Origin of the sequence: Gallintestinimicrobium propionicum (assembly GCF_025567525.1) — a bacterium.
GTDB lineage: Bacteria > Bacillota > Clostridia > Lachnospirales > Lachnospiraceae > Gallintestinimicrobium > Gallintestinimicrobium propionicum.
The window spans coordinates 45,494-57,968 of sequence record NZ_JAOQJY010000004.1; the positions used below are offsets into that span (position 1 = coordinate 45,494).

At 49.5% G+C, this 12,475-nt stretch carries 8 protein-coding genes; 2 read left to right on the top strand and 6 right to left on the bottom strand.

Annotated features, from left to right (window positions below):
- Window positions 1-24: 24 nt before the first annotated feature.
- Window positions 25-978 (bottom strand): ABC transporter permease, encoded by a 954-nt coding sequence (locus OCV62_RS04255; protein WP_262585305.1) that lies wholly within the window; start codon window positions 976-978, stop codon window positions 25-27.
- Between the two features lie 106 nt (window positions 979-1,084).
- Window positions 1,085-4,060 (bottom strand): glycoside hydrolase family 2 TIM barrel-domain containing protein, encoded by a 2,976-nt coding sequence (locus OCV62_RS04260; protein WP_262585306.1) that lies wholly within the window; start codon window positions 4,058-4,060, stop codon window positions 1,085-1,087.
- Between the two features lie 216 nt (window positions 4,061-4,276).
- Between OCV62_RS04260 and OCV62_RS04265 the strand changes: the two genes are divergently transcribed.
- Window positions 4,277-5,308: a glycoside hydrolase family protein gene (locus OCV62_RS04265; protein ID WP_262585308.1), complete on the top strand. Its 1,032-nt coding sequence runs from the start codon at window positions 4,277-4,279 to the stop codon at window positions 5,306-5,308.
- A 73-nt stretch (window positions 5,309-5,381) separates the two neighbouring features.
- A complete protein-coding gene (locus OCV62_RS04270) occupies window positions 5,382-7,130 on the top strand; it encodes a DUF6669 family protein (protein WP_262585310.1) in 1,749 nt (582 codons plus the stop codon).
- Window positions 7,131-7,361: 231 nt separating this feature from the next.
- On the opposite strand, the gene OCV62_RS04275 is transcribed toward OCV62_RS04270, so the two are convergent.
- The 4 genes from OCV62_RS04275 to OCV62_RS04290 all read right to left on the bottom strand — a co-directional run bounded on the left by OCV62_RS04275 (window position 7,362) and on the right by OCV62_RS04290 (window position 12,324).
- Window positions 7,362-7,685, bottom strand: a complete 324-nt coding sequence (locus OCV62_RS04275) for a hypothetical protein (protein ID WP_262585312.1) — start codon at window positions 7,683-7,685, stop codon at window positions 7,362-7,364.
- Window positions 7,686-7,823: 138 nt separating this feature from the next.
- Window positions 7,824-9,644, bottom strand: coding sequence for an ABC transporter ATP-binding protein (locus OCV62_RS04280; protein WP_262585314.1), 1,821 nt, complete (start codon window positions 9,642-9,644; stop codon window positions 7,824-7,826).
- Window positions 9,645-9,667: 23 nt separating this feature from the next.
- Complete coding sequence (locus OCV62_RS04285) at window positions 9,668-11,455, bottom strand: ABC transporter ATP-binding protein (protein WP_262585315.1); 1,788 nt, start codon at window positions 11,453-11,455, stop codon at window positions 9,668-9,670.
- A 116-nt stretch (window positions 11,456-11,571) separates the two neighbouring features.
- On the bottom strand, window positions 11,572-12,324 hold the full coding sequence (locus OCV62_RS04290; protein WP_021915094.1) for an endonuclease/exonuclease/phosphatase family protein: 753 nt from the start codon (window positions 12,322-12,324) through the stop codon (window positions 11,572-11,574).
- Window positions 12,325-12,475 lie beyond the last annotated feature (151 nt).

Genomic DNA, 12,475 nt, shown 5'->3' on the forward strand with positions numbered 1-12,475 from the left:
TTTCTTCCTTTTTATGTATCCTGTTTACCACAGGCTTACTTCCGTCATCTTTTTACAGATCTTGTTGCACGCTACAACCAGTACCAGTCCAACCAGCCCCTGTATCAGACCAATTGCCGTCGCATAACCGAACTGTCCTCCCTGCAAGCCGACACGCAGAACGTAAATATCCAATGTATCTGCAATCGACATGTTGCCGGGTGTACGCAGCAGCCATACCTGATCGACACCGGAGGAAAGCAGTCCGCCGATTCCCATAATGAACAGGATACCGATCGTTCCTCTGATTCCTGGCAATGTGATGTGCCACATTTTCTTGAGCTTTCCGCAACCATCCATTTCAGCGGCTTCGTAAAGCGTCGGGTCCACGCTGCTGATTGCAGCCAGATACATGATGGAATCCCATCCGATGTTTTTCCACAGATCCATGGAAAACAAAATCCGGTAAAAATACTTTGCATCCATCAAAAAGAATGTGCTTCCGTCTCCGCCCAGCGCTGCAATCGCCTGGTTTAAGATACCAGTATTCGGTGCCAGAATTTTCTGAAGCATCGTCACGATGATAACCGATGATAAAAAGTGCGGCAGATAGGTAATCGTCTGAGAAATTTTCTTGAACTTCATGTTGCGCAGCTCATTTAACAAAAGTGCCAGAATGATTGCGAACGGAAATTCCAGAATGCACTTGATAATACCGATCGCAAGCGTGTTGCGGATCAGTCGTCCTGCATCGTAGCTCTTGAAGAACGTTTTGAAATAATCAAAACCAACCCACGGGCTTCCCCAGATTCCCTTCTTAAAGGAATAATCCTTAAATGCCAGAACGGAACCAGCCATCGGCACATAGCAGATCAGTGCGTAGTAGACGATACATGGAAGCAGCATGACATACAACGGCCAGTACCGCATCAGTCGTACTCCGATTGACGCATTCCCGGACGTTTTCCCTTTTCGGGATGCCAGGCTCTTTGTTTTCACAGGTTTCTTCACCTCCCGTCATCTGATGAAATTATTATAAAAATTGTATAAATTTCCGACAATGGACATTTCCACACTGTACAATGGACATTTCCACGATTTAGGGTCACGCCCATCGAAGCTCCATCTGCCAGATGAAGTGCGCTTTCTTCATCTGGTACTTCTCTACCAGCTCCGGTCCGCAGCTGGCAGAACCGACGCCGCTGACCATATCATTAAAGTACACCGTCAGGAAATCCGACTTTTCCAGCTCGAACGCGTGCTTCTTTCTCTCCAGCTCCTCCCGCGTGTATTCGGAGATGCCAAATTCAAACGGCTGCGCCCCACGGGAGGTGAAACCGACGTCAGGCATCTGCTCCAGGTGCACCCACCGCGTTCCGAAATGGTTTCCATTTTCCTGCGGCTTCAGATAATCCTCGTGCATTTCCTCTACTGTCTGCGTGAACACGTCAAGTCTGCTGCCGCGGTGCTTGTCACAGTAGCTCTCCTGCGGACCATAGCCATAATAGGAAACCTGATTCCAGCTTCTGTCCACACCAAAGCGCAGTCCAAACCGCGGTAAAAACGGAAAGGTCTGGTCGATTCCGCCCTCGACATACCAGCCGAGGCTTCCGTCGTTTCCGATCTTCCACTCTACATTTCCTTCAAAAAATTTCTGTCTGGAAACGCCAGCCATCGAAAAATGCATCCGCACACTCCAGCCATCCTGACGCTGCCATGCGCTGCTTTCATATACCCGTACCATCGCATGATGCAGCTGGGCTTCCTTCCATTTTTCCGAAATATTGCCGTCGTTGTCCGTCGGCGCGCGGTAAATATCAAACACCATCGGCTGTTTTAAATACTCTGTCCCGTCTTTTATAAAAGAAACAACCGTACCCGTCCGTTTGGAGACGCGGCAGGTAAAATGCTCTGCGGCGAAGCAGTATTCTGTCTCCGTTTCCGTACAGGAGATCAGGGACAGCGCGACGGATTCCGCGAGCGAAAGCTCCTGTGTGACAGCATCAGCGTTCGCCGCAAGGACTATCTGGTCGAAGCCCAGTAGATGTCCCGCTTTGGTCAGCGGCGCGCCTTTTTTCTGAATCAGCTCTATGGTCAGGACAGTTTCGTCTGCGCCGGTCACTGTCTGCAGCGGCGGGATCATCACCCGCATCGTTCGATGCGGCGGCAGATGAAACTCAGAAATCATCCCCTCTTCCAGCACATTTTCTTCCTGCTTCCAGAGATAGTGAATTTCAAGCGCATCCTCTGCGTCTGTAAAGTCCAGCATGTTTCGAAGCTCCAGCGCGCCTGTCCGGCGGTCATAACCGGTCACACGCACCGGACGCAGGACATTTTTTAATTCCAGCAGTCCCGTATGTGATCTGCGGTCCGGATACACCAGCCCGTCCATACAGAAATTTTTATCGTTCGGATAATCCCCGAAATCTCCTCCGTACAGAAATTTTTCTTTTCCATCCGGCGTTTTTCCAGCATAAACTGCATGGTCACACCATTCCCAGATAAACGCACCGCAGTAATTTTCGTACTGATACAGCTGCGCGAAATTTTCTTCCAGATCCCCTGGGCCGTTGCCCATCGCATGACAGCATTCGCAGTGCAGAAACGGCTTTTTATTTTCCCCGTTTTCACAATAATTCTGAATCCAGTCAAGCGGCGCATACATCCGGCTCGTCACATCCAGCACGGATAAATCCTGCTTCTGCCAGTCCTGCCAGGTACAGCCTTCATAATGAATCAGCCGCGTTGGATCATAGGCCTTCACCCATTTTGCCGCTTCGATCATATTCGGACCATATCCACTCTCATTGCCCAGGGACCAGAATAAAATGCACGTCCGGTTCTTGTCACGGATCACATTTTTCTGTACCCGGTCCAGAATCGCTTTCGCAAACCCGAATGCTTTCGCAATCTGGGAAACCCAGTCTTTATCCTCCTCCGAGTACACCTCGCCGCAGCCGTGCGATTCCATATCGGACTCGCTGATCAGATAAAATCCATACTCGTCGCAAAGTTCGGAAAACCACGGTGCATTCGGATAATGACTCGTCCGGATCGCATTGACATTGTGCTCCTTCATCAACCGCAGATCGGTCAGCGCATCCTCCTTCGTGACCGCCGCCCCATGATACGGGTTACTGTCATGCCGGTTGACGCCCTTTAGCTTCACCGATGTTCCATTGATCAACAGCTTTCTGTCAACGATTTCGACCGTCCGGATTCCGATTTTCTGCACGATTTTTTCCCGCTCTGTTTCCAGTTCCAGCGTATAAAGATACGGCTCCTCCGCATTCCACAAAACTGGCTGTTCTACCGTAAAACAAATGGATTCCCCGGCCTGTTCCCCGATCACCCTGTCCCTGTCCTTTAAGGTCGCCTTTACCGTGCAGGTGCCGCTTTTTTCCGTTCTGACGCAGATTTTTCCGACCGCTTCTTCATACGATGTGCGAATGGTGAAATCCCGGATATGATCTTTGGGACGGCGCAGCAGATAGACATCTCGGAAAATCCCGGACATACGCAGCTTGTCCTGATCCTCGCAGTATGTCCCGTCGCACCATTTTAAAACGAGCACATACATCTCATTTTCGCCATCCGACAGATACTCCGTGACGTCAAACTCTGACGTCGCATGGGAAACCTGACTGTAGCCCACAAACGCCTTGTTGATCCACACATAAAAGCACGAATCCACCCCTTCAAAATCCAGGTACACGCGCTCGTCTTTTTTCAGATTTTCTGCCGCAAAGGTTCTGCGATACAGGCCACACGGATTGTCGAACGGGACATATGGCGGATCGTACGGAATCGGATAAAACAGATTTACATACTGATGGCGATCGTATCCGTGAAACTGCCAGCAGGACGGAACCGGGATTTTATCCATTTTTTTCGGATCAAATTCCGAACGAAGAAAGTCCTCCGCCTCTGCAACCGACGGAAAATACTGAAAACTCCAGACTCCGTTTAACAGAATCTGCTCGGAATTTCCAGCTGCATCGCACGGCAGATAATAACATCTGTCCGGCTCTGTATTGACGTGCAAAATTTCTGTATTTTCATAAAAACGTTCCAGTCTCATCGATACCCCTCCTGATTCCAACTCTTCTCATGTTCGCATTTTATCAGGTTCTTTTTGGTCAGAAAATGCACAATTCTATTCCTGCGACTGGACATTTCACAGATCCCTTGACTTTTCCGGAAATTCTCTATACGCTAAAGAAAAGCCGGGTTCAAACTTCTGTCAAACCCGGACAGATTATTCAGAATTTCAAGGGGAGGTTTTATAAAAAAGAATATGGTACAGAATCCCTATCAGAACGCGCTTTTGCCGGCTCCGGTCGGCGGCGGTTATTCCGACCCGGACTATTGGATCTGGTGCGGCTCCGTCGTACAGGGGGAAGACGGAGCCTATCACATGTTTGCGTCCCGTTGGCCGAAAGATCTCGGCTTTGGTGCAAACTGGCTGTTTAACTGCGAAATCGTCCGGGCTTCCAGCAAAAATCCGGAAGGTCCCTATACCTTTCAGGAGGTCGTGCTCGGACTCCGGGGACGCACTTTTTTTGACGGCATGAACGTGCACAATCCGTACATCCGCAAATGGAACCAAACCTACTACCTTTATTATATGGGAACGACCTTCGGCGGTCCGATTCCCGGTCCCGGTGACGAGGTGGACAGCTCGCGTTTTACCGAGGTCTGGAACCGCAAACGAATCGGTCTTGCAACCGCACCGTCTGTTTTTGGTCCATGGACGCGGTGCGATGAGCCGCTGATTTTTCCCAGAGACTGCTCCCACTGGGATTGCACTGCAACGACCAATCCTGCCGTCGCGATCCAGCCCGACGGCACGACTTACATGCTCTACAAATCGCGTTCCTTCGCAGACGGTCCGTTAAAAATCGGTGTCGCAAAAGCGCCCCGCCCGGATGGTCCGTTTGAACGGATTTTGGACGACCCGATTTTCAATTTCGAGGACCCGAACATCCATCTGGAAGATCCGTACCTGTGGTACGAGGACGGAAAATTCCGCCTGCTGATCAAAGACGACTTCAAAAACGGAGGTCCCGGCATCAGCGGCATCTGGGGTGCAGGCCTGTACGCTGAAAGCGCCGACTGCATTCACTGGGAATTCGCCGAAAATCCTGTCGTTTACTCCCGCCACGTTACCTGGTCCGATGGCAGACAGACCGATCAGGCAAACTGCGAACGCCCTTACTTTTTGCTTGATGAAAATAACCATCCCACGCATCTGTTTCTGGCAACCGGGGAAGGTCCTGCACCCTACCAGTTCTCCAGAACCTGGAACATGGTGATTCCGCTGCGCTAAGCGCCGAGCTGACACGCTTCCGCATCTGTCTTGGAAGCGTCTGACTGCAACTATACATTTTGGAGAGGAACGTATGACAACCGATCAGAATTATCAACAAATTTACCGCGTCGGCGGCATGCTGGACGCAGGCTTTGTAGGACAGATCACCTACACCATCAGCCTCGATCAGGTCTATGACGAGCTGGACATTCATTTTAGCTTTGACAAGCGGCTCTACAGTGAAAGCGACGTTACGCCAGAGCTCATTGACAAGCTTCAGACACTCTGCACCGCAAAATATGACGCCCCGACCTATCCCGTCGAGAAGTTCAGGCAGACCATTCTGCATGAAATGAAAACAGAAATTCACACAATGGCGGAATTAAACGACAATTTCATCGGCTGCATCCACCGCCAGCTGACGGACCGCCACATGTTATACACAAAAGAATTCACAAGCGACGGCTGTCTGGCACAGGACACCTTTTCCGGCGTTTTAAAAGTGACCGTCCTTGTTTTCAACGTGCTGCTGGACAACACGCAGTACACGCTGACCGTTTCCGGACATCCGGTCGGACAGGGTGTAATCGCACCGAACTTTAATCTAATGGATACGGTAAAGACTGCAGCGGGAAATACGGGGGCTTCGAATGCTGCCGAGAGCGCTGACACCTCGTGCGAAGCTGAGAGTGCTCCTGCCTCCGCTGTTGCCACGGCTGGCAGTTCGGGCGTCTCCGGCGCTGGCTCTGCTGCCACAGCTGGCGATTCGAGCACCACTGGCAGTTCTTCTGCTGGTAATACCGTCACTGCATCCACCCGCTTCAAACGCCTTGAGCTGCACAACCACACGGTCGAATCCGACGGCAGCTTAACCTGTCAGGAGCTGACGGAATATCTGGCAGCCGACCATGTCGATGCGTTCGCCATCACCGACCACAACACCACCTCCGGTCAGAAAAAGATCGAACAGCTGCTGGAAGAAAAGTATTATCCGATCAGCCTGATCCGCGGCATGGAATATACGACTTATTTCGGGCATATCCTCTGCTTAAACCTCGCAAAATATGTTCCCTGGAACTCGATCGACCAGCACCGTCCCGAGCTGTTGTTCGAAGCTGCCCGCGAAAAAGGCGCGCTCGTCGGCATCGCGCATCCGTTTTCCTATGGCGATCCTTTTGCCCGCGGCTGCCGCTTTGAAATGACCATCTCGGACTACTCAAAGGTTGACTTTATCGAGATTTTCAACAATCCGGAATCGCTCCACGAAGTAAACGAACGCGGCACGAATCTCTGGATGTCCCTGATTTTTTCAGGCTATCAAATCACCGCAACCAGCGGCATGGACTTACACAACCGTGCGAAGCTGGCAGGCTGCTATGCAACCTACATCGAAGGCAAAAGCGGCGGCAACATCGCTTCCGAGCTCGATACCGCCATTCACACGCACCGCACCTGGGTTTCCAAAGGCGCTCTGCTGCTGACGGAGGTTCTCCCGGAAACAAACGAACTGCTCCTGACGTTTACAGATGCCCACAAGACCGGATTTGCTGTTCCAAAAACAGCTCAGGTCGTTTTAAAAGGAAAAGACAAAACATTCACAACGAGCGTTTCCCTCGACAAACCGGTACGCGTTTCCCTCAACCAGCTCTCCGGAACCGATCCGATTATTCCGCTGCTGTACGAAGCTGCCTCGGATTCCTGCGTCAACGCTGCCGCAGCTTCGACATCCTGCAGCAATACTGCGGATGCCAGCTCTGCTGCCGGGCAGTTGAAAGAAATCGACGCACTTCCTGCAATCGAAGGACTGCTCTGCGTCAGCCCGGTTCTTTACAGGGATTGAGGTTCTTTGGAAAACAGCTTTTAAAACGCTGCCTTACGCTGCGACAGCGACATTTCAAAAACGCCCGCTTATTCTGTGAAAAACACAGCGTAAGCGGGCGCTCTCTATTTTCGTCTGATTTTTACCGGATCGGACGGTTTTAGAATCTGACATTTCGCCCCTCATTGCGCAGGTATGCAACGTATTGGCGGTCATGTATTTGAGCCATCGCTTTCCTGCAGGCGCTGTCAATTACGAATTCCGTTCCAGAATTCTTTTATAGCTTCGATACATCAGATAAACCCCTGCCGTGCAGTCCAAAACAAGCATCACAATCCCAACGCCTAACGAAATCAGGCAGCAGATTCCGGAAAGCATAAATGCGAACGCGCACTTTTGATACAGCATCCCCATTTCCAGATTGTAAGCCGTGACATCTTTTACCTTCGATTTTAACGTTTTATCTCCACTCCAGAAAGTGATAGGCTCTTTGCTGTTTTTTTCAAAGATCCCGATAATCAAAAACGGAACCGCGCATAAAAGACACGATATCAGTCCGACGATTTTTTCTGCCATAATAAAACCCGCCTTCTATTGTCTTGGATTGAAGCCGTTATGCAAGCATGTTGACTCACTTGCGCTCATTATATCTCAGTTTGGAAAGAAAGACAATTCCACACCATGGATTCATCAAGCAATCAGGAAAGTTTTTCTTCATCCCTGATATTTCTTCGCCTGCACACGGAACATTTTCGCATATGTTCCGTCCTGTTTCATCAGCTCTTCATGGTTGCCCTGTTCCGTGATTTTTCCTCCATCGAACAGATAAATTCGATCCGCCATTCTTGTCGTTGAAAGCCGGTGTGAAATAAAGATTACCGTGCGGTCTTTTGCCGCCGCTTCAATTGTTTTATTGAGTTCATATTCCGCAATCGGGTCGAGCGCGCTGGATGGTTCATCCAAAATCAGGATGTCGCTGTTTTGGGCAAAAGCGCGCGCAATCGCGATTTTCTGTCCCTCTCCACCGGAAAGATTGATGCCCTTTTCGTCAAATTCCCGCGTCAGCTCCGTATCCGCCTTTTGGGGCAGTTTCTGGTATTTTTCGGAAAAACCGGCAGCCGTAAGTGCACTCTCTACCGCCTCTTTTTGCGCATCCGTATAAGTACCGCCCATCACATTTTCTCCGATGGTCGCCGCAAAAATTTTATAGTCCTGAAATACGCTTCCGATGTGCGCCCGAAAGGATGAAATATCATAATTTCGGATATCTGTTCCGTTATAAAAAATCGCCCCATCCGTCACATCATACAGCCGCATCAAAAGCTTCGTTAGCGTCGTTTTCCCCGCGCCGTTGTAACCGACAATCGCGATCTTTTCCCCTTTTCGAACCGTAAAAGAAACGTCCGAAAGTACCTGTTTGGGGTTCTTTTCGGGGAACGGATAGGTAAACGAAACGTGCCTTAATTCCAACGATTTGAAGGCTTCCGCTTTTTCTGTTCCGTTTAAAATCTGCGGTTTCTGCGTCACGAATGTACGGAATTTTTCCGCATAGATGCTGTGTTCCTGGAACTGCGCCAAAAATCCGATCAACTGGTTTACCCGCATGAACAGCTTCCACGTCGCACTGATTCCGACCGAAAAATCGCCGAGCGTAAAGGCTACATCCGTCAGATACCGCCACATCAGATAGCCCAAGAGTCCGACGTTAAACAGTACGCTCGTAATCAGCTCCGACGCCAGCGAAATTCCGATTAATTTCGGAGCATATTTTTTTGCACAGGCAATTTTTTCCTCCGCAGTCTGCTCATAATCCTCCTGCAAAAGTGCTCCCATATTTCCCATCCGCAGTTCTTTTGCGTATTCATTTTGATAGAAAACCCGCGTAAAATAATCCAGCTTCCGGGTGATCGGGTTCATTTCCTTCGCCTTTGCATAACGGATCTGGTTTGCTTTTGTCCGGACAAAAAATCCCAGCACGGAAGACGCTAAAACAACCAGCGCCGCCATCCAGTCAATCGCCGCAAAAACCGCTCCCATTCCGACCAGCGTAATCACACAACTGCAAAGGCTGCACACGTCTGTCAAAACCTTCACCGCACGGGTATCGGACTCTCGGATTGCCCAGATGAAATCGTTGTAAAACTCTGTGTTGTCGTAGGACGCAAGATCCAACTGAAGCGCTTTTTCATACAGCTTCGTCTGCATCCTTTCATGGAGCTTTAAATTTGCGTTCGGGCGGTACACATTTGCCAGCCATTTCCCGTAAAGCGTCAACACCATGCGGTACCCGATCATGCAAAAAGTGACCGCCAGAACCTGTCGGTAATCCGCTCCTTTTTCCAATGCGTCGAACAGGTATTTTACATACAGCATTCCGACGAGAATATCCCAGGCCGAATTTCCAATCACCAATAAAAGCTCTAATGCCAGATATCCCGGCGTATATTTTCGCACATATTTCAGCAGGAACAACACACTTTTCATCGAAATCTGTTTGCCGTTTTTCTTCCTGCTGCGAATTCTTTTTGATCCCATTTTCAGTCCCCTGTCAAATCCCCTTACGAAATATATTTTTCCGCCTGTTTATGGAACATGTCCGCATATTTCCCGTTCTGCGCAATCAGCTCTGAATGCGTCCCCTGTTCTGCAATCTGTCCGTTTTCCAGAAGGTAAATCCGATCAGCAAATGTCGCGCTGGACAGCCGGTGGAGAATGTAAATCACCGTCTTATCCCGGAAACTGTCAAAAATCGTTTCAAACATTTTATTCTCCGCAATCGGATCGAGCGCGCTGGAGGGTTCATCCAGAATCAGAACCGGTGCATCCTTCGCAATCGCCCTGGCAATGGCGAGCTTCTGTGTCTCCCCGCCGGAAAATACTGCGCCGTCCGGGGCAAATTCCCTGCCGACAAGCGTATCCATTTTATTTGGCAAATCGTTTATCCGTTCCAGCATATCGGCCTTTTGCAGCGCTGTTTCCGCATCCTTTCTCTGCTGCCCGGAAAGCGGTCTTTTCACCATAATATTTTCTGCAACCGTCTCCGAAAAGAGCTGAAAATCCTGAAATACAGTTCCGAACTGGTTTCGATAAGACGCGATCGGATACTCCCCAATCCACTTTCCGTTGCATAAAATGTGCCCCTGTGTCGGATCATAAAACCGCAGCAAAAGCTTTACCAGTGTCGTTTTTCCGGATCCGTTCTGCCCGACAATCGCGATCTTTTCCCCGGCGCGAATCCGCAGGCTGATATTCTTCAATGCCGCCGTTTCCTGCCCCTCGTAGGAAAAGCTTACATGCTCAAGCTCCAGCTCTTTAAATACTCCAACCGCTTCCCCATTTGCCTTGTCTGGTGTCTGGTTCTCATATTCCAGAAAGCTTCTGATATTGTCGATAAACCGTGAATTTTCACCAAACGCTACAAAAATGTCCCCGAACTCACCGACCAGATATGCGATGTTTGTCAGAGAATTGATAACCACAAAGCAGTCCCCCAGCAGCATCGTTTTGGAAACCAACGTCCGGTACACTGCAACCAGAATTGAAACGAAATAAACGCCGACTTCATATAACAGCGCCAGAATATATTCCAGTGTCATGATCGAAAAACCGTACTGACTGACGGTTTCCTTTAACCTGGCCACGCTTTGTTTCATCTTCTGTAACATGACCTGATACATCTGCGTCAGGCGCAATTCCTTTGCATAGTCGCTCAGATAAAAAACGCGTTGGACATAATCCTTTTCCCTGGAAATCTCCTGATTTTTCATGTCGCGTTCATATTTTAAATCGTTATATTTTCCGCCGAGCAGCAGTGTGCCGATAAACGGCAGCACCGCCAGAAGAACGAAAATCGGATCGATCTGGAAAATCAAAACGCCGATCGAGCAGACCGTAATCGTATCCACAATCAGGTCGCAGAAATTGTCCAGCATCTTCATCGCCCGCTGCGACGTTTCCGACAGCGCTTTTACATAGCTGTCATAAAATTTCGGGCGTTCAAAGCACCCCAGATCGACCGAAAGCGCCTTTTTCTGCAAAATCGTTTGCAGCTCTTTTTCGATCCTGCAGGATTCGATCTCCATCATGGCATTTTTAAATTGCAGCAGGGCGTTGTATGCCAGCGTGAACACAAATACCGCACCCGCTGTCACCGCAATTTTCGTCAGCTTTTCGCCCTTTTGCAGCGCATTGATCACATACTGGTAAATCCACGTCGTCATGAAAAACGTATTAAATCCGCGGAGCACGGAAAAGAAAATCAGGAACAGCGGGAACCACCCGCTGCCTTTCCTGATCAGTTTCAGAATATAGATATGGTTGTCGATAATCCTTTTGATTTCTTTCATATTTCCCGCTCATTTCTGCGCACGCTTTTTGCGCATAACGAGTTTGTGTCAAGTGCTACGCACAAAGCAATCCGGTATCAAAGGGGTCAAAATACTTTTTGACCCCAACAACATCTTTACTCCACTTCCACACAAACCGGATAATGATCGGACAGCCATACGTTGCCCTCTTTGTCTGTCCACTTCACAGGCTCGCCGGTCTTGATGTCGCCCTTCACCAGCAGAAAATCAATGCTGCAGGGATGATCTTCTTCCGTGAAGCCGTGATAGGTGATGCCGATATGCTCGGTTACATTGGTGTATTCCGGATACTCTTTTAAAATTTCGAATTCCGGGTCCTGCGGCTCTGCATTGAAATCGCCGGTGATCATCGTAGGTGCATCGGGATAAAGCTGCTCGGTTTTTAATTTTTCCAGAATCTGACGAAGCCCCAGGATTCTCGCCTGTGCGCCGATATGGTCCAGATGGGTGTTTACAATACGGAATACCTTGCCGGTTTCCAGATCCTCAAACAGCGCTTCGTTGCAGATTCTCGGGCAAATGCTCTGCTCTGCGTAGCGGGATGCAGGCACATAAGGCGTCTCAGACAGCCAGTAGGACTGCATCTCCATCAGGTTTAAGCGATCCTTGCGGTATGCGATGCTGACCTGCTCATCCCGAAGCTCCGGGCTGCGTCCGCAGCCGATTACATAATACTCTGTCAGGTTTTCTTTCAGCCATTTTGCGATATGCGGCAGCACTTCCTGAAAGCAGATCATATCAGGCTTCTCCTGCGCGATTTTCTTTAAAATCAAATCCTTGCGGTATTCAAAATTGTTCTCCCCGTCCTGCCCAAAATCACAGCGGATATTAAATGTTACCAGTTTCATGATGAATCCTCCCATTTCCCCTTTTTCGAGTCTTTTCTTATAATTTCGCTTATTTACAGTTCACTCGCACCATTCGCAAAAGCGCATCTTCGATGCTTTCCGCTGCTTCGCAGCTCATTTTTGCTCATAAAATGGCGCTCCCTTCGTGCCC